13 protein-coding genes are annotated in these 18,357 nt (G+C 59.5%); 2 read left to right on the forward strand and 11 right to left on the reverse strand.

The features are described from left to right. Window positions 1-18 precede the first annotated feature (18 nt). The 5 genes from AGR1_RS16975 to bcsN form a co-directional block, all read right to left on the reverse strand. Window positions 19-2,328, reverse strand: a complete 2,310-nt coding sequence (locus AGR1_RS16975; RefSeq protein WP_187772213.1) for a cellulose synthase — start codon at window positions 2,326-2,328, stop codon at window positions 19-21. Next, a complete protein-coding gene (locus tag AGR1_RS16980; RefSeq protein WP_080795937.1) occupies window positions 2,319-3,374 on the reverse strand; it encodes a glycosyl hydrolase family 8 in 1,056 nt (351 codons plus the stop codon). Before AGR1_RS16980 ends, AGR1_RS16975 begins: the two co-directional genes overlap by 10 nt. After that, window positions 3,371-5,848: a cellulose biosynthesis cyclic di-GMP-binding regulatory protein BcsB gene (locus AGR1_RS16985; protein WP_149147648.1), complete on the reverse strand. Its 2,478-nt coding sequence runs from the start codon at window positions 5,846-5,848 to the stop codon at window positions 3,371-3,373. Before AGR1_RS16985 ends, AGR1_RS16980 begins: the two co-directional genes overlap by 4 nt. Next, entirely contained in the window at window positions 5,845-8,034 is a 2,190-nt protein-coding gene (bcsA, locus tag AGR1_RS16990; RefSeq protein ID WP_149147649.1) for a UDP-forming cellulose synthase catalytic subunit, read from the reverse strand. The genes AGR1_RS16985 and bcsA overlap by 4 nt, the downstream gene beginning before the upstream one ends. Window positions 8,035-8,128: 94 nt before the next feature. After that, on the reverse strand, window positions 8,129-9,031 hold the full coding sequence (gene bcsN / locus AGR1_RS16995; RefSeq protein WP_137411631.1) for a cellulose biosynthesis protein BcsN: 903 nt from the start codon (window positions 9,029-9,031) through the stop codon (window positions 8,129-8,131). Window positions 9,032-9,477: 446 nt separating this feature from the next. Here bcsN and AGR1_RS17000 point away from each other — a divergent pair, with 446 nt between their 5' ends. After that, window positions 9,478-10,662: an AGE family epimerase/isomerase gene (locus tag AGR1_RS17000; RefSeq protein WP_149147650.1), complete on the forward strand. Its 1,185-nt coding sequence runs from the start codon at window positions 9,478-9,480 to the stop codon at window positions 10,660-10,662. A gap of 50 nt (window positions 10,663-10,712) precedes the next feature. Here AGR1_RS17000 and AGR1_RS17005 read toward each other — a convergent pair whose 3' ends face one another. Genes AGR1_RS17005 through AGR1_RS17025 form a run of 5 tightly spaced genes read right to left on the reverse strand, consistent with a single transcriptional unit; the run spans window position 10,713 to window position 16,163 of the window. Next, window positions 10,713-11,675 (reverse strand): glycoside hydrolase family 26 protein, encoded by a 963-nt coding sequence (locus tag AGR1_RS17005; RefSeq protein ID WP_149147651.1) that lies wholly within the window; start codon window positions 11,673-11,675, stop codon window positions 10,713-10,715. A gap of 13 nt (window positions 11,676-11,688) precedes the next feature. Next, entirely contained in the window at window positions 11,689-12,192 is a 504-nt protein-coding gene (locus AGR1_RS17010) for a DUF995 domain-containing protein (protein WP_080796642.1), read from the reverse strand. 14 nt (window positions 12,193-12,206) lie between these two features. Further along, complete coding sequence (locus AGR1_RS17015; RefSeq protein ID WP_149147652.1) at window positions 12,207-14,159, reverse strand: glycosyltransferase family 2 protein; 1,953 nt, start codon at window positions 14,157-14,159, stop codon at window positions 12,207-12,209. Further along, window positions 14,156-15,139 (reverse strand): UDP-glucose 4-epimerase GalE, encoded by a 984-nt coding sequence (gene galE, locus AGR1_RS17020; protein ID WP_137411627.1) that lies wholly within the window; start codon window positions 15,137-15,139, stop codon window positions 14,156-14,158. Before galE ends, AGR1_RS17015 begins: the two co-directional genes overlap by 4 nt. Before the next feature lies 1 nt (window position 15,140). Then, the gene (locus tag AGR1_RS17025; protein WP_080795923.1) at window positions 15,141-16,163 is read right to left on the reverse strand and encodes a UDP-glucuronic acid decarboxylase family protein; all 1,023 of its coding nucleotides are present in this window, start codon (window positions 16,161-16,163) and stop codon (window positions 15,141-15,143) included. A gap of 393 nt (window positions 16,164-16,556) precedes the next feature. Between AGR1_RS17025 and AGR1_RS17030 the strand changes: the two genes are divergently transcribed. Then, window positions 16,557-16,907 (forward strand): hypothetical protein, encoded by a 351-nt coding sequence (locus AGR1_RS17030; protein WP_080795921.1) that lies wholly within the window; start codon window positions 16,557-16,559, stop codon window positions 16,905-16,907. 59 nt (window positions 16,908-16,966) lie between these two features. On the opposite strand, the gene AGR1_RS17035 is transcribed toward AGR1_RS17030, so the two are convergent. Further along, a complete protein-coding gene (locus AGR1_RS17035) occupies window positions 16,967-17,740 on the reverse strand; it encodes a response regulator transcription factor (protein WP_080795917.1) in 774 nt (257 codons plus the stop codon). Window positions 17,741-18,357: the final 617 nt, after the last annotated feature.

Consider the following 18,357-nt stretch of genomic DNA (forward strand, 5'->3'; position numbering starts at 1 on the left):
GCCACGATCAGCCGAACGTCAGCCGCCCTGGGGACCGTTGCTCGGCCGGGCGGCGCGCACCGCAGCCAGCCCGCGGATACCATCCTTGTTTCCGATAGCCGTCAGGCTTTCGAAAATCTGGGCGGCCTCACCATAACGGCGCATGGCGAGATAGGAATAACCGCGCAGCACCATCAGGTCAGTGCGCTCATCCGCCAGCCGCGCGCGCTGATCGAGCAGGAGAAGCGTTTCAACATATCGCTTCGACCCGAATGCGGAAACCGCTCGATCGGCAAGGATCGCGACTTGCAGTTCCGTCGCACGCGGGCGATCCATGTGCGACTTCGTTGCCGAGACGGCTGCACGGTCCGTCAAGCCCATGCGCAGATAGGCAAGGCTCTGGCCATAGGCCGCGTCGCTTTTGACATTGGACTGACCGCTTTCTATCGCGGATTCGAAAGCTTTGAGAGCCTCCGCCGGCCGGTTCGTCTCCATCAGGCACCAGCCGAGATCAAGCGCCTGCTGTGGCGGCAAACGTTGCGGATCGGGATAGGCAACGCAGGAGCGTGGGCGCGATGCGGCGCTTGTTTCCCTTTGCACCTGCACTGCGCGGCGCGCCTGCTTGCGCGAAGGTTCAGGTTGCTGGACGACGGGTGGATTATACACCGCCGCCGTTTCCCCCTGCGGGGCATTGGCCTGCAGGGGCGGCGCCGTCACCTGTGCCGCAACCGCCTGCCCCGACTGGTCCACCATGCGCGCGGTTCCGACATCGGCGATACGTTGCGAACGGCCTCCCCATTGCTGCTGGATGCCGCGCAGGCCGGCAAGATTGCGAAGATCGTGATAGCTGACGGCCATGCCGTAGGCTGATGGCTCATCATCGGGTTTCCAGCCAAGGGCCGTACTGAACCATTGCAAAGCGAGCGGCGTCTGCCGGAACGCAAGCGAGTACCAGCCGAATTGCTGCGCCGTCGCCGCATCCTTGCGCGCCACTGTTTCGGCGGCAATACGTTGCAGCACATCGGGAGGTAGAACGACCGGCGGCTCCAGCGCCATAAGATTGGCCGTTGCGGCAAGGTAGGTCGCAAGCGCATCGTCGGATGTGTTGCGCCATTTATACATGACGTCCTCGGCCTCACGCGGCTCGTTACGGTCGATAAGGGCCAGCGCCAGCCCCTGCGACGCCGACGCGCTGTCTTCTTCTTCCCGCGCCTTGCGGAACCATTTTTCCGCCTCCGCCATGTTCTTCTGCCGGATATTGTACCAGCCGAGCAGCAGGGCGTCGCTTGCAAGCTTGTCGGTCTCGGCAAGCCGCTGAAGCCGCATCACATAGGTCGAGGGAACGGTGACGCCCTCCTTCTCCCCTGCCTTTGCCACGAACTGACGGGCGAGATCATTCTTGACCGGTTCGAATTCCAGTTGACCGTCCGCACCCGGTTTTTCCCTGGCCAGCAGCTCGTCCATCATTTCCGCCGGTAAAAGCGCGGATGCCTTCTGCACGGTGGCGATCCTGTCGCTGGCGACAGTGCAATTGTTGAGGATATAGAGATAGGCGTCGCGCGCCCGTCCCATCCGGTCGGTATTGGCGAAAGCATCGGCAACCCGCCAGAGCACATCGACCTCGCCGCAGGTCAGCAGGCCGGGATTGTTGGCGGCCGTATCCACCACTGTTGCATATTGCTTGAGATCGGAAGCATTAACGAGGCGCTGGCGCGCTTCGGCAAGGGAAAGCATGCCCATCAGATTTTCGGGCGCCTGCCAGCCGGGCTCCGCCTGCTGGCGGTCGGCAATCGCTTTCCGCACCTCTGCATAACGGCCATCGGCATAAAGTTGCCACATGGCGTCGAGCTGAGGATCGCCGTTTTCGGGAATGGCGAGAGGATCGGCGGGCGGCGTCCAGTTGGGATAGAGCGCGCGCAGGCGCGCGATTTCGGCTTGAAGACGCTGCTTATCACCCCTCGCCGCGAAATAGCGCAATGCGCTCAAATCGACCTCGGGCATATCAGCCGAGGCAGGCCGGGTGACGTGAGGGGCCGGCGCCTGAGCCGTCTTCGTTTGCGGCGCCTGCCCGCCAGACGGCGCGACCGGCAAGGGGTCGGTCGCCGGCACCGTCACCGGCGGTGTCACGGGCTGCGTTACCTGCGCCATTTCTCGGTTCTTAACGAAAGCATTTATCTGCGCCGGATTGGCCGTCGTCGGTAAAACACGCTGCATCGCCCGGTTGTCGCCGACCGCCGAGGTATGCACGTCCGATACTCGCCCGAGGATGCTGTCGCGCCAGTGGAAGGCCGCGAGCGCTATAAGAAGCAGAATGAGAGCCGAGGTCGATAGTGGCTTGTTCATCGGCATTCCCCGTTATTCCTTGCCAGAAACGACAGTGCCAGAAGATGCAATGTGGAAGGATAATAAAGTGTTGGCTGGAAATTCTTAAGTTCGGCGGAAACGGCCGGCCCGCCGCCGATACAGGCTGCGAGCGCCGGGATGATGCGATAGCCGGGATCGGACAGGACATCCTTGACCGCGCCGCTCCTCAGATCGAAGGTTCCGGCAGCGCCGCTTTCCAGCGTCATGCCGCTTTTCAGCCGGGCAAGCAGCACCGGCGACCCCATATTCGCCCTTGCCAGATAAAGCGGTATGCGCACCGCATTATAGCCGAATTCCGGCGGGAAGCCCGATGCTGGCTGTGGCTTCGTCTTCACCGATACCCAGTCGGCCGGCAGTTTTCGATCGCTGAAAGCGAATGTCTCGATCTGCGCCGCGCCGTCATCGGCAATGGCTTTCCAAAGCGGCGATGGCGCAACAAGATTGAGTACCGGGAAGGCCTCGAAAATCAGATAGGAAGGATTGACCACTGGCCCATCCTCCCGCTCATCCTCGTTAAAACCGCTGGCCGCCGGCAGAAGCAGCGTTCGCCCGCCGCGTCGCACCACCGTCTTCTTGAGAATGGCGGATGCGATGGCTGCCGATGCTTCTGCATAATCCTGCCGGTTCCATTGTCCGGCCGCCAGCGCCAGCGCATAGGCGATCAGAATATCGCCATCGGTGGCGTTGTTGATATCGGTTATATGCGGCTTGATGCGTGGATCCCATTTCCAGGCGGAAAGCCCGTCGTCACGCACCAAGAGCTCGGTGCGAGTGAAACTCCAGATCAGTTCGAAGTCGGACAGGTTGTCGGCAAGCACGGCAAGCCACATGCCGTAGCCCTGGCCTTCGCTATGGCTGATATTGCCGTTGCCCGTATCGATGACGCGGCCGCCGGGATCGAGAAACGCGCCTTTATAGGCGGACCACGCCTCCGGCGAAACCGAAGCGGCGCGGCTGACGGAAATACCTGCAATCACCATCATCATGGACAGGAAGAAAATACCGGCCAGTTTCGAAATTCCGCTCTTCATCGATGCCGTCCCATCATGCGCAGCATCGTGAAAGTGGCGAGGCCAAGGAGAGACACGAAACCGATGAATGCCAGCGAATAGGAAAGAACATTGGAAGACAACCAGTTGGCGGCGACCAGCCTCCAGTTGGAAAGGGAAAACGCCCGCGTGACGTAAAAATACGGCCGCTCCACCTCCACCGTCTCCAGCTTTTCGGCAGCGGCATCGTAAGCGGCAACACGTCCAGTCACGCCGCTCCAGCGGTTTTCCCGCGTCATCGCCGCCATGCCGTCACGAAGTTCGGCTGAAGTCGGTGCAGTGGCAAGCGTCCACACACCCTCGCCGGAGGGGCTCAGCCCCTGGGCCAGCATGAAGGAGACATTGCTTGGCGGCGCATAGAGCTGCTCGGCTGCCGGCAGGAAGCGCAACGTATCCGAACTCAGGTCGAAATTCCGCTTCATCCACTCCTCGAGGGAGGACACCTGCCCCTCCCAGACACCGCCATCCACCCGCTCGCGCCAGTCGTTGAAAAGGGTATCGCTGCTTTGGACGGGCGGCTGGACGCCGGTTCCCATTTTCCAGGATATCTGGCTGGAGGAAACGAGATTGAACTGGCCGATCAATGCCTGCGGGAACTGCGAAATCGTGCCGACGAACAGCGCGTCGCGATCGCCGATCACCAGTGGCGAGGCGACAGTCTCAATGTCGATGGGATGCCCCGCCACGCTTGCCAGACGGCTGATAAGCGTCGCTGCCGCAGACATGGTATCGGTGTCGAAACGGTCGAGTGACAGGGCAACAGGCGCTCCGCCGGTCCGATAGGGTTGTCCGGCCCCCGCCATCGCGGCGAGATCCGGCTTGCGGCCGATCTGCGCATAGTCCGGAATATGAAGTTCCGACGTGTCGAACAATGCAAAACGCGGCGTCGTGCTGGCGGGCGCGCCGGGGGCGCAGGCCTGATCCTGTGCCGTCATCAACACCGCCTCGATGGTCACCTTGTTCGGCCCGGGCCTGAAATGACGCATCGTCACATTGATCGGCAGATGCCGGAAAATGCCGCCGCCATTGTTGGAAATCGGCACGGTCGAGGCAATCTGGTCATTGACGTAGATATCGACATGGCTACCCGGCAGTACCTGCGACGAATAAGCGGCGTCGAGGAGAAGCGACGCCTCACCATAGGCAGATGCGTAAAAATCGGCCGGCATGCCGACATAAAATTCGTTGCGGAAACGCCGCCCGCCAAATTCGGTGCTTTCGAGACCAAGTTCGGAAAGCGCGATACGACGATCAGACATGATGAGCGGCACATCCGGCGCATGCCAGCTGCGGGTCGAAAAAGTCGTTCTCTGCGCACCGGGGGTGCGCGATATCGACGAAAACAACGTTTCAATTGCCGCCTGCACCGCCTGCGAGGTGGGACCGCTCACAAAAAGCGGGGAAAGAGCGCCCGGCGCGGCAGCGCCGAAGCCGGCGAAAGCGCCTGCCGAAGCTTCGGGTGGCAGCGTTCCTGCGATCCCGGCGATCTCACGGGCGGTGCCGACGAAGACCGTCAGCGTGCCCGCCTTGCGTTCAGGGGAAGGAGCAGCCACGAAACGGATCGTCTGGTTCGGCATCTGGGTTCGGAGCGCCAGCGCCTGTGAAAGGCGCAGGAGAGAATCCGCAAATGCCGGATTTCCGAGTGCCGGTGCGACAATCTCGATCGACGTCATCGCCTTGCCATCCGGCCCCGTCGCCTGAATATCGTCGATATTTGTAAAGCTTCCGGCGACATCCGCTTTAAAGCCGATATAGGTATTGGCAGGGTCTACATCGGTCCACAGATCGTAGGTGGACTGGATCGTGCAATCGGTTCTATGGCGTTGCTGTACGCCCAGTCTCACGACATTGGAGCCGACCTGCAACACACCGGGCGGAATCTTCAAGGAGACATTGCCCTCGCTGTCGGGCGCTTCGATACGCGCCGGATCTAGCGCGACATTGTTCAGGCTGACCTGAAAATTCGAGCTTTCCGGCGCGACGACAATGGCGTTCTGATACCCGATATTGAGCGAAACGGCAGCGTTCACCTGTTCCGGCGTCAGATAAATACTCCATTGCCGCCGATCCATCTCACCGGAAAGGCTGAGCTTTTCATAGGGCAGGATGTAACGTCGGCGGCTGTCGGCGTTGAGCGACGGTGCTGGAGCAGGTCCTGCGCCCTCCTGAAGCGGAGGAGCCGCAACCGGCGGCGACGTAACGGCGGGGCTCTGCTGCGACTGCGGCGCAGGCTGAACGACAAATGGCGGCGGGGTGGATGGCTGAGATGACGGCTGGGCCGGCATCTGGGCAGGCGGCTGCTGACGCGGTGCGGCAGGCGGCTCGGGTGTCGGAGCAGTCTGGGCGGGCCGTTCCGGCGACATGTCGAAGGGGGAGGACTGCGCCATAGCGCTCGTGGCGACGACTCCCCATACCAATATTGCCAGAGAATCCCGGATGGGTTGACGGCCGGTCATTTTACCGCTCCGACAGGTTTGACGTCTCTGGGCGCAGGCCGAAGCGTCCGGACCAGATAATAAAGGCCGCGCTGCGTCTGGAAGAGCGCGATCGCCAGGAAGATGGCGGTGCCGCGTATAAGGCCGGGGTTCTTGCGGCGCACCCGCTGGAATTCGCTCCATTGTTCCGAATTGGCGAAGATCAGGTCCGCAATCAGGCGGTGATCGACGGCGCGTTGCGGCGAAAACGTACAGCCGATCGAGATGAACCCCTCGCCCTTCACCGTTCGCACCACGTTGACAGGCATGGTTTCCGGCACGCCCTCACTATGCGGCCTGACCTTCACGATGGCTGTGGCGCCTTTTTCGATGGTTGTCGCGCTGTCGAAGAGATTGATCAGCAGGCCATGAACAGACACGTTATCGATGGAAGCCGGCACCCAGGCGTCGCTACCCTCGAGCTTGACTTCGCAACGCCGTTTGACCGTGATGCGCCGCGACGCCGACTTGTCGCCGCGCTCGGAGACGACACCGAGCGCACAGCCCGCGAAAATGAGATTGAGCAGGTTCCAACCGCCGACCACGAGCGTGACATCAGCCTTGTAAGGCTCGCTGTAGATGCGCCAAACTGCAAAGGCCATTGCCACCACCAGCAGCGCGAAAATGACGAAAAACGGCCGGCTGATTTCCGAAAGCCGCGCCTCGGCGATGGATTCATCCTTCGCCGTCACCTTGAAGGTGGGCTTGCCGGGATTGAAGATCACCGAAACGACGGCGGGCAGGAGGTGAACCGTTTGTACATATTCGTAAAGTTCCGAAATCCACGGCCAGCGGAAGCTGCCATAGAGATAGTTCTGCATCATCAGGTTCACGAGCATATAGGCCGCCGTATAGGCCAAAAACTCGCCGCCGGAAGCCACGAAAATCTGCAGGTCGAAGAAGAGGTAGAACAGCGGTGCGAACAGGAAGATGGTGCGCGGAAACGGAAACAGCCAGAATAGCGTCGACGACATGTAGCAGAGGCGCTGCGTAAAGGAGAGACCGCGCCGGAAAAGGGGCTGGCGGAAGATCAGGATCTGCATCATGCCCTGCGCCCAGCGGCTGCGCTGGCCGATGAAGCTTGCGAAGGTGGCCGGCTGCAGCCCGGCGATCAGCGGCTTGTCGACATAGATGCTGTTCCAGCCGCGCGAATGCAGCGCCAGCGCCGTTTCGCAATCTTCCGTGATGCTGACGCCGCTAAACCCTTCGGTATCCTTCAACGCCTCACGCCGTAGCACCGCGGCCGAACCGCAGAAGAATGCACCGTTCCACTTGTCGAGGCCGCGCTGGATGATGCCGTAAAACATCTCGTTTTCGCTGGGCATCGTCTCGAAGGTGCGCAGATTGCGCTCGATGGGATCGGGATTGACGAAGAAATGCGGCGTCTGGACGAGAAAGAGCCGCGGGTCCTCTTCGAAATAGCCAACCGTTTCCAGAAGGAAGTCTCGGGCGGGCGCGTGGTCTGCGTCGAACACGGTCACGAGCTCGCCGGTCGAATGGGCAAGACCGTTATTGAGATTTCCGGCCTTGGCGTGGACGTTGCGCTCGCGCGTCAGATAACGCACATCGAGATCCTCGCAGAGCTTCTTCAACTCCTCGTGGCGGCGCTGCGCCGCCTGCGCCTCGACGATATTGCTGGCGTTACGCTTTTGCACCGAGCCACCATCGTCCAGCAGCCAGACGGTAAACCGGTCGGCCGGATAATCCATGTTCTTGGCCGCTGCGAGCGTATTGGCGAGAAGCTCCGCGTCCTCGTTATAGCTCGGCACGAAGACGTCGACCGTCGGCCGGTAATCGGGTGAACCGGGCCTCGCCTTGCGCGACGGCAGCGGCATCGATACGATGACGAGGCTGAGCGCCAGCATAATGACGCTATACATTTCCGCCAGATAAAGCAAAAAGCCGGGAATGAAATTCTCAAGCTGGTTGACGGGCGGCAGCGTGCTGGTGGTGCGCCAGTAGACATAGCGCAGCACGATGGCCGTGCCGAAACCGAGTGCGACCAGACGCCAGGCACCCTGCCCGTTGAAACTCTTGATCGTCGCCAGCAGAATGAGGGAAATCGCCGTGGCGACCAGATGTGTCTGCAGGCTGACCGGCATCGTGACGATGGCCAGAACGCAAACTGACACAAGTAACCAGACAATGATTGTGATGGCCTTGCTCATCCAGAAACTTTCCGTTGTCTTCCCAACCCGGAATTTCGGCCCGGATTTTTTGCGATCTGCGCCTTGGCGTGCTCTTTCCCGCTGGTTCTGGCGATCACCTGCATCCTGGCGTCACCCCCGAGCCGGACAGACATGCGGGCGACGGAATGGATACCTGCGGGACTTGCGATGGTTGTCGGCCGCCATCCGCCGGCGCACCATCGACGCGCCTGCCCGCCACCGTAGGCCTCGCGGGCTGGAGGGGGGCGCCAACCGATGCGGGCGACGGGATACTGACTGCAGCAACGGGTGGAAGTGGCTGCTGTTCCGGCTGGGCGGGCGGCGCAACGGCAGCCGTGCGACGAACGGGCCGGGGCGGCACGCTCGCGGTCACCTCGCCGCCGGGCCGCATGGGCACCTCATCCGCCTTTATGGGGTAGACCGGATGGCCCGGCCGTCCGAGATTTTTATCCACCGCCTGCGGCGTGCCGTAAGGGTTCCAGCCTGGCGAGGCGTAGGCGCCGGTAATCGTGTAATTATACATGACCGCCAGCAGGCGCTCGACACTGGCGCCCGACTGGCAAAGGCGCAGCCGCACCTTGATGCGCCCAAGATTGCGGAAATCCTGCCGCATGCTTTCCGGCGAGCGTATGTCCTGCCAGCCATAAAGGCAGGTATCATCGCCACGGCCGCTGCCAGCGGCATACGAAAACGCGCCATAACCGTTCTGCAGGTAATTTGCCGACATGGCGATGTTTTGGCCTGGAAACTCGGACCGGATCTCCCGCGCAACGGAAGATGCCCTGAAACCGGAAAAAGTCAGCGCATCGCCACCGGTATCCCCTGCTTTTTGCGGACCGAAAAACTCGGCTTTGATATAGTTCTGCCCGGGGGTCGCGACCTCAGAGCGCAAGATGACCTGCTGCGCCACGGCATTGGAATAGGTGCGGTTGACCACGGTCACGATTTCGGGACCACCGGGCGGCGGGAAAACCAACGCCTCGGACGGAGACAACATCTGTGCGCCCCCGAAGGACCGAACGCCCGCGGGAGTATTGCAGCCCGAAAGAACCGCAACGGAGAACAGCAATGAAGTAAAGGCAGAAAATTTCACTGCCTTGCGCCCCTTTATTTCCCCAACGCCGCCCAGGTTAAAAGGAGACCGAATCACTAATGACCAGACCATTGTTACGAAATACGGGAGGGTATCAAATAAGCAATACGAAATTTAGGAAGTATCAAACTCGCGTTGTAATTTCTGACATTTTGGTCTTTCGAATCAACAGTGTGCATCGACCCACCGATGAGACGACGGAACCGACTGCCTTGTTATCGGTTAGTTTGGATAGAGATCGATAATTTTTGCGGTTGCAGCGCAATATGTCCCATGGTCTACTTGGCTCCATGATGACGTATTTTTATTGGTCCTTTTTTTATTCAACTGTAAAAACAGAGAGTTGACGTATGACATTGCAATTTCCGAGCATCGCGCAGGCGCTTGCCGAAGAGATCGGAACATTACGCAAATGGCTGGATGAGGACGCCCTGCCCCTGTGGTGGGAGGCGGGTTCGGCCCGCCCGGATGGCGGCTTTTACGAGCGTCTCGGTCAGGATGCGAAGCCGATTTTTTCTGATGACCGCCGCGCCCGTGTACAGCCGCGCCAGGCCTATTGTTTCGCCGCCGCCGGCCAGCATGGCTGGCAGGGGCCGTGGAAAGACGCGGTCCTGCACGGGCTTTCCTGGTTCGAGAAGGTTTATCGCCTTGAAAACGGCCTTTACGGCAACCTTGCCGACCAGACCGGCAGGCTGATCGATCCCTCCTTCGATCTTTACAATCAGGCCTTTGCGCTTTTCGCCGCCGCACAGGCGGCCGCAAGCCTTCCCGAGCGCAGGGACGAGATGCGCGACCGGGCGCTCGATATTCTTGCCATCCTCGAACGCGACTACAGACATCCGGTCGCCGGCTTCGAGGAAGCGAACCCGCCGCGCACGCCGCTCTGCTCCAATCCGCACATGCATCTCTTCGAGGCGATGCTGGCCTGGGAGGCGCAGGACCCGGACGGCCCGTGGTCGGCGCTTGCCGATGAGATCGCCGGTCTGGCACTTGAGCGCTTCATCGATGGCGGCAATGGCGGGTTGCGCGAGTTCTTCGCCCATGACTGGACCCCCCATGAGAGCGACAGGGGCCGGATCATGGAGCCGGGCCACCAGTTCGAATGGGCATGGCTTCTTGTGCGCTGGGGGGCCCTGCGTGGAAACGATGAAGCGATCAGGAAGGCAAAACGGCTGTTCGAGATCGGCGAAGAACATGGCATCTGCAAGCGCCGCAAGGTGGCGGTGATGAGCCTCTACGACGATTTTTCGGTGCATGACGGGCTGGCGCGGTTATGGCCGCAGACGGAATGGCTGAAAGCGGCGGTACGGCTTGCGAGCGTCACAAGCGGCGAGGAGCGGCAGCGTTACCTCGCCTCCGGTCTCAGCGCCATCGGCGCGCTGCAACCTTTCCTCGACACCACGGTCAAGGGCCTTTGGTTCGACAAATGGCCAGCGGATAAGCCGATGCTCGATGAGCCGGCGCCGGCAAGCACCTTCTATCACATCGTCTGCGCCATATATGAGGCGGAGGCGCTGCTTTCCGCGGATCGATAATATCGAAGCTGCAGGCGAGCGGCATCGCCGCTCGCTGGTATCGATGGCGATCAAACCTTGGCCGGCCTGACCACGCGCCAATCAGGTCTGCCGAGATTGTGCGGCCAGGGATGAACATCCTTGTCATTGAAATAGACAACTTCTTCCAACTTTGGAAAATCCGCCTGCTTCAGCGTCACGTCGTTCATCCACGGACGAACATAGGAATCGCCGCCTTCATAGCCCAGTTCGGCAACCCAGACCGGCTTGTTGAAGTTTTCGACAAGTCCATAGCCCTTGCGCAACAGGTCGGTAAAGGTCTGCGGCGCGCCATATTCGATCTTGTCGTACTCCTCGAGACCGAAGACCGAGAGACCCACAAGATCCGCGTAACTGTCTCCGGGGTAATAAGCCCGCAGACCATCCAGACCTTTGGGTGACCACATCACCTTGACGCCTGGAACCGCCTTACGGGTCATGTCCACCATACGTCTATAGGCCGCGATGTAGTCACGCGGGTTCCAGCCCGACCAAGAGAAGCGGCCGGACGTGTCCTCCATTTCCTGTCCCCAGCGCAGGATCAGCGGGCTCTTCATCGCAGACATGCGTGCGGCGATCGCCTGCATGTTCTGGTCGTAATCGCCTCTCATCACCTTGCGGCGCAATTCGTCGGAGGTGAGCCGCCAGTTTACGTCCCAGGACCAGGGTTCGACCGTGATCAGCACGTTGCGTTTGCGTTCCATGGCATAGGCATCCGCAAGCGCCAGACTGTCGAGATCCACGTCCTCCCAGGGCAGGAACAGATGTTCCGTCGCCACCCCGGCCTGTCCGGTGAAATCGCCGTGCGGATCGTATGCGCCGAAACGAATACCGTCCGCATGCAATGTCGGTCTTTTGTCGGCAAGCGTCTTCATGCCCGTCGACGTCATGGGGGCGACACCCTGCGCGTCGAGCCTGAGCACCGGATACATGCCGACGGTAAAGGCTGCGGCGGCACCACCTGCGAACAGAAGTTTTCTTCTTGTTATTTGCATGACACCTTACTCCCTACCTTGTTGCCCTCATCGCCTTGTCGTATGCGGCGATCTGCGGCGTGACATCGTCCTTGCGGACGAGTTTGAGGAATTCATCGCCAGGGCGTGGCGGGTTGTGCCGGAACACGTACCATGGCCCGCCCTGCTTGCGCTGGTAGATCACCTTGCCGATGCGGCCGTGATCGAAACAGGTATCGGCCTTGCCTTTGCCCGCAGCACTTTTCCACGTGGCGCGCATGCAGAGCGTGCCGTTGGCGTCGACAGTCCAGCGGCCTTTACCGGTGGATTTCTGGCCCTTTTCCTGCGTCGCAGCGATGAATTTGCGGTCTTCAGCAATGAAGCGTCCGCCGCCCGTTTCCCATTTCCAGGTCTTGTCGAAGTACATCTTCACGACCTCGCTGGTTCTGAGCGGTTTCGGCGTCTTCGTGCCGCCTGCAGCATGGACCGCGCTTGGCAAGACCACCGCAAGACAGAGTACGAAAGCGGAGAATCCGCATTTGCTTATTGTTGTTTTCATCACAGCCTCCTCCTTCATTGTCCGACCCTATTGTCGGCCAGCATGATCTCTCCGGGCGCCACCGCTGGCGGCGGCGTCACGATGGGTTCCGCCTGCATTTCCTGCGGTTTGCGCAAGCCCGGTACGGTAATGCGCAGTTTCAGACGCACCGATCTCGCACCTTCCACGCCCGCGCCGGCGACCGTGAACCGCGTTTCGGTAAAACTCACATAGGGCTGCCCATGCGACAGGGCTTCCAGGCCGCCGATTGCATGGGAACTGAGCTCTACAGCACTTCCCGCCGCCAGCAGCAACGAGCAGGCTGCGGCAGTCGCTCCACCGCGCAATGCCGGCAGCTTGGGCAAGCCGTTTTCCGTGGCATGACGGATGAGCAGAAACACGCAGAGGCCCGCATAGATCGCCACATTGATAGCGGCGAAGATGAAGAAACCCTCCGCCCCGTTTTCACGGGGCGCCAGCACCATGGCCGCAAGGCTGAGCGCCGCCAGTACGATGTAAGGCGCAACAACCCTCAGCGGTAGCGGCGGTTTTGCCTGCGTGCCCTTGGGAGTGATGCGGAAATCAACGAAGTCGCCACGGATCGTGTCGCGTACCGCCGCCAGCACACCCATCAGCGACCAGGGCCAGCGCAGGAACAGAAATACCATGGCCTCCCAGCTGAAGAGCTTCGCATCGTGCGGGCGGAATGCGCCCGTGGCCCGCCAGAAGAAGGCAAAGACGATCATGATCAGCGAAACCGGCAGGAAATGCGCCAGAAACGCCGGATAGGATGCGTTGACCAGTACATCGCCGCGTATCAGCGCAACAGCGGGAAGCAAGAACATCAGCGCCATGAAGCCGGAAAACAGCGGATACCAGAGCTGCGAAAACAGGAACTGGAACTTCAGACGCGCAGGCAGCTTCGGCACGTAGTGCCTTGAATATTGCAGCAGAATGGTCATCAGGCTGCGCGACCACTGGAATTCCTGCACGATGAGATCGGCAAAGGTCACCGGGCCGTCGCCATGCGCGATGGCGTTGACGGCGTGGACGCCGCGCCAGCCGCCGGCGTTCATCAGAAGCGTGGTGGAATGATCCTCGGCAAGCTCCGGGCCAAGACCGCCGACCTCGCGCAGGGCTTTCGTGCGCACGGCATAATGCGAACCAATGCAGAGAGGCGCCCAGCCATTATTGTAACCCAGTTGCAACGCGCCATGCAGGCTAGCCTCGGCATAAAGCCTGCCGCGCGCGGCCCAGCTTTCACCGGCATTGGCATCGCAAATGCTCGGGGCCGAAACATAGCCAACTCTCGGATCGGCAAAGGGACGGATGATCTCGCTGAGATATTCCGGCTCCGGCACATGATCCGCATCGAACTGAGCGACGAAATCATAACGCTCGTAGCCGTAATGATCGTAGAAATAGGCGAGATTGCCTTCTTTGCAGCGCGTGCGCCGCGGCCAGGTCTTGCGATGATATTCGGCAACGCCCTGTCGCGTGGAAACGAAAACGCCGTGCGCACCGCACCATTTCAGCGTTTCCGCATCCGGAGCCTCATCGGCAAGCCAGACGTCGAATTCCAGCCCTCCCTGATCGAGCCCTCTCTGATCGAGCATGGCCAGCAGCGTCTTTTGCACCACCGCGAAGGGTTCCGACGGCGCCTTGGTGACAACCATCGCCACCCTGCCCCGTGGCAGAGGGGAGCGCCGGTCGACGACCCTTGCATTCAGGAAGATGAAGATGAAATAGGACGGCAGAAGCGTGATCCACGCCAGAGTTATCGTGACAACGGTGTAATAAGGCCAGTCGATGACGCGGTCGCGATCAAGCCACCAGATCCAGAACCAGGCGAGCGTCACCAGCCAACCGCCGATGCCGAGGCGATAGGCCAACCGGTTCCAGCCGATGAAAACCGGCTGCATCCTCAGGGCGCCGGCGACGGCGACCGAACGGGCCGATGGAACGGAAGCGGCGGAACGGGTTTTCATGACCGCACCTCCAGTCCGAAGCCGGGACCTGCCGTGCGGATGATGGTGTCGATATCCGAACGCTTCGGAACAAAGCCGAGCGTCTCTTCCGCACGCTTAATATCCGCGAACAGGGCTGGCGGATCGCCGGCGCGCCTTGCGCCGAAATGGACCGGAACTTCCTGCCCCGTCACGCGGTGGATCGCGCGGATGATATCGCCGACCGATGTACCATGCCCGGAACCGAGATTGACGCGCAGCGTCTCTCCGCCCTCGGCAAGATAATTGACGGCGGCCACATGGGCGTCGGCCAGATCGCTGACATGGATGTAATCACGAATGCAGGTGCCGTCGCTGGTGTCGTAATCCGCCCCGAAGACATCCAGTCGCGGCAGCCTTGCGGCAGCCGCCATCAGCGCCCGCGGGATCAGATGGGTTTCAGGTTCATGGCGCTCGTAAAGCTCACCGTCCGGGTCGGCCCCGGCGGCATTGAAATAACGCAGCGCCACGAAACGCAGACCGTAGGCAGCGGCATAATCCTCCAGCGCCATTTCGAAGATCAGCTTCGTGCGCCCGTAAGGATTGACCGGCATCTGCGCCGTCTCCTCACGGATAGGCAGTTGCGGCGGCACGCCATAGGTGGCGCAGCTGGAAGAAAACACCAGCCCGCCGATATTCTGGTCGAGACAGGCATCCAGCAGCGAAAGACTCCCGCCGACATTGTTGCGGTAATATTTGCGTGGATCCTCGACGGACTCACCGACATAGGCATTGGCGGCGCAATGGATGACGAAGGCCGGTGAGAACTCCCTGAGCGTGGCTTTCAAAAGACCGCGATCCAGAATGTCGCCCTCGATGAAGGGCCCCCAGCGAACCGAATCCGCGTGACCCGTCGAGAGATTATCGTAAGCGATGGGCTTGAAGCCGGATAGGGCAAGCGCCTTGCAGATGTGGCTGCCTATGAATCCGGCCCCGCCCGTGACGAGGATTGTACGGGGCATCTCATACGGCCTCCGCCACAGCCTTACCGGCCAGCAGTGCATCGAAATAGACGATGGTTTTTTCCAGACCGATCTCGAGCGGCACACGCGGCTGCCATCTCAGCAGTTCGTTTGCCCGTGAAATATCGGGGCGGCGTTGCTGCGGATCGTCGATCGCAGCGGGCAGATGCACGATGCGCGAACGGGAACCCGTCATACGGATGACGATATCGGCGAGCTGCCGCACCGGAATTTCGCTCGGGTTGCCGAGATTGATCGGCCCGGTGCAATCTTTCGGCTTGGCCGAGAAGCGCAGGAAACCGTCGATCAGGTCATCGACATAGCAGAAGGACCGTGTCTGGCTGCCATCGCCATAAATGGTGATGTCAGCGCCCTTGAGAGCCTGGACGATGAAGTTCGAAACCACACGCCCATCATCGGGTCGCATGCGCGGCCCATAGGTGTTGAAGATGCGTCCCACCTTGATATCGACACCGAAACTACGGTGATAATCGAAAAACAGCGTTTCGGCGCTGCGTTTCCCTTCATCGTAGCAAGCTCGCGGTCCGATTGTATTTACATTACCGAAATAGGTTTCCGGCTGCGGATTGACATGCGGATCGCCGTAGACTTCCGAGGTAGAGGACTGCACCACGGTTGCACCGCATCTGCGCGCCACTTCCAGTACATTGACCGCGCCCAGGACATTGGTGAGCAGCGTACCGACCGGATCGCGCTGATAGTCTGGCGGCGAAGCCGGCGAAGCGAAATTGAAGATCAGCGAGACATCGATGTCATAGGGTTTGCGCACATCGTGCTCGACCAGCAGAAACCGCTTATTATCCCGCAAATGCGCCACATTCGCGGTGCGCCCGGTCGAAAGATCGTCGAGACAGATCACCTCGTGGCCGCTGCTCAGCAGGCGTTCACAGAGATGAGAACCGAGAAAACCGGCGCCGCCGTTAACGAGAACGCGTTGGCCAGGTCTCCATTCGGAGTAGATGGTGACGCCGTTGTCGTGTTCGTTGGGAACGAAATTACGCATTACACACTCCTCCCCATGAGGAATCAGCGCAGCTGATTCACCTAAACTGGATCAAACCCCAGATTGCAAGATACCTTTAATACCACCCTCCGGTTTTTACTTCTTTTGGAGGTTAATATTTTCGATCAGATAAATTTCAACTTTCATGATAGGCGCAGCAGATAACAGGTCAACTTCATTTTATCGAAATATTACAATTGATTACCCAAAACTACTCAAAATAGCCCCTTGATTTAATACTTTTTAACTATGCCTCTATTATGCCTTTCTTATTGAGCATTAGCGCAAGCTTCGCTCAACCAGTCGGGGCTATGCTGGTTTTGTAAGGCTCGGTCCACCGGGAACAAAACCGCCCGGCGAGATGCGACAGACAGTCGATTTCAGGGGACACACATGACGAATGAAATGCCTTATTCCCATAGCGGCAAAGCAGCCCGCCATTGTCGCTTCGCGCTTATTGCCGCAGCACTTGTAACCTTCACTTTCGCGACGGCTTCATGCTCCGTGGTTGAAGACGCCGTTCTCATCAAGACCGCGTCGGCCAATACCGCCGCGATCCAAGGTCGGGTCGCTCCGGCGAAGGCGTCCTACGGTTATCAAAAAACAGGCAACGCGGCCGTTACGCTCGTTGCCGACGCCTCGGACACGCCCGCGATATCGCGACAGTCCTACTCGGGTTCTTCTCCCTATATCTGCTCACCGAGCGGATTCGGGCAGAAATCCCGCTGCTTCCTGAGGCCCTGAGCCTCCTGGAGAAACACCGGAAGGAACTGGCGTCCGGACGGCTCTAGCCGTCCTGACGCTCAGTTCTTCCAGCCGCCGGGGAAGGTCGTGTCTTCGTCCTTGTTAAAGAAGCGAGACGCAGCCTCCGTGCGGTTGCGCACGTTCATTTTCTTATAGATATTGCGAACGTGAACCTTGACGGTGTTCTCGGACAGATGCAGCCGATCAGCAATGATCTTGTTTTGCGTTCCCTTGCAAAGCAAATCGAGGATTTGCACCTCGCGTGTCGTCAACGCCGCCATGTCGCTCCTGCCTGCGGCAAGTGCATCGGCGCGATTGGCGATAACGGCGTTGCTTTGAACGCTCTTGCCGCTGACAGAAGAAGAATAGGGCGTGAGCTTGCCGAGAAGGGCAGCCGGAAAATGTTCCCCGCCCTTCATCAGCAGATCGACGGCCGCCATGAAGACATCGAGCCTGAGGTTGAGCGGCAACACGCCGTCGATAACGCGCATTCCCACCAATCTTTTCAACGACTCCTCGAATTTATCGATGGTTTCGACAACGAGCGCGATCGGCGCATCGGGATGTTTTGCCCGAACCTCCGATAGAACGGCGTGAAGACGATCGCCAGACATCCGGTAAGGCAAAACCAGCCGTACATTATTACCGTAATCGTCTTCGATCTCCGCCGACGACCTTACGCTTACCACCGCGAATGTGGGGAACTTTTTGCCCAACGCCTCCGTGAGGCACTCGGAAAACAGGTCCGGATCCGCTATGATCAATAAAGTTCCATTTATAGGAGCAACGGCGTTTTTTTGTTTTGCCGCATAATCTGACGTTCCCATGAACATTGACGCCTCCCTCAAGCGCTTACGCATTACTTTCTTTTGGTTGTGCAGCCTGTTGTCCGCCGGCTATCTTTTCCCCGGCATACTTGGGGGTGATTCTCCGCTTTAAGTCCTGTCAACTATTATTAATCACCCGTTAATTAATACACGCTAATACGAAAAGCTGTGTAAATAAATGGCCCAAACGGGTTATTTTTTACAATTGACATACAAAACAGGCTACGAAGCGATAGAATCACCCCTTCGGGAACGCCCGCAAAAACAGGCGCATCGGAAAAGCTTTCGCTGTGGTTTTGCAATCCGGGAATATATAACTTTTAGTTGATATCTCTTTACATAGCTTGCCAGCGAACGAAGCGCGGAGCTGTTCCTTTCCGGGATAAAGATCATTTCCCGCCGTAATTAACCCTGTTTTCAAAAAGCCCTCTTTACCCGCCGAAACCCTCTTAATCTCCGGCCAAACCTACGACGCGGCACACCGGACAACCCTGCAGCATATATATTCGGGGTAACAGTGCCGATGGGTTTAACCCGAATTGATATCTAGGAAGCGCAATTTTTCTGCGGCACAGTCTGACCGTCGCTGAACGGCGGCCGATGGAAAGACACCTCCGGCCTTG

This window comes from Agrobacterium sp. B1(2019), from assembly GCF_008274755.1.
GTDB classification, from domain to species: domain Bacteria; phylum Pseudomonadota; class Alphaproteobacteria; order Rhizobiales; family Rhizobiaceae; genus Agrobacterium; species Agrobacterium salinitolerans.

Coding starts and splice junctions, on each gene's coding strand:
- AGR1_RS16975 (WP_187772213.1), bottom strand. CDS start 2,328: ATGCCGATGAACAAGCCACTATCGACCTCGGCTCTCATTCTGCTTCTT.
- AGR1_RS16980 (WP_080795937.1), bottom strand. CDS start 3,374: ATGAAGAGCGGAATTTCGAAACTGGCCGGTATTTTCTTCCTGTCCATG.
- AGR1_RS16985 (WP_149147648.1), bottom strand. CDS start 5,848: ATGACCGGCCGTCAACCCATCCGGGATTCTCTGGCAATATTGGTATGG.
- bcsA (WP_149147649.1), bottom strand. CDS start 8,034: ATGAGCAAGGCCATCACAATCATTGTCTGGTTACTTGTGTCAGTTTGC.
- bcsN (WP_137411631.1), bottom strand. CDS start 9,031: ATGTTGTCTCCGTCCGAGGCGTTGGTTTTCCCGCCGCCCGGTGGTCCC.
- AGR1_RS17000 (WP_149147650.1), top strand. CDS start 9,478: ATGACATTGCAATTTCCGAGCATCGCGCAGGCGCTTGCCGAAGAGATC.
- AGR1_RS17005 (WP_149147651.1), bottom strand. CDS start 11,675: ATGCAAATAACAAGAAGAAAACTTCTGTTCGCAGGTGGTGCCGCCGCA.
- AGR1_RS17010 (WP_080796642.1), bottom strand. CDS start 12,192: ATGAAAACAACAATAAGCAAATGCGGATTCTCCGCTTTCGTACTCTGT.
- AGR1_RS17015 (WP_149147652.1), bottom strand. CDS start 14,159: ATGAAAACCCGTTCCGCCGCTTCCGTTCCATCGGCCCGTTCGGTCGCC.
- galE (WP_137411627.1), bottom strand. CDS start 15,139: ATGCCCCGTACAATCCTCGTCACGGGCGGGGCCGGATTCATAGGCAGC.
- AGR1_RS17025 (WP_080795923.1), bottom strand. CDS start 16,163: ATGCGTAATTTCGTTCCCAACGAACACGACAACGGCGTCACCATCTAC.
- AGR1_RS17030 (WP_080795921.1), top strand. CDS start 16,557: ATGACGAATGAAATGCCTTATTCCCATAGCGGCAAAGCAGCCCGCCAT.
- AGR1_RS17035 (WP_080795917.1), bottom strand. CDS start 17,740: ATGTTCATGGGAACGTCAGATTATGCGGCAAAACAAAAAAACGCCGTT.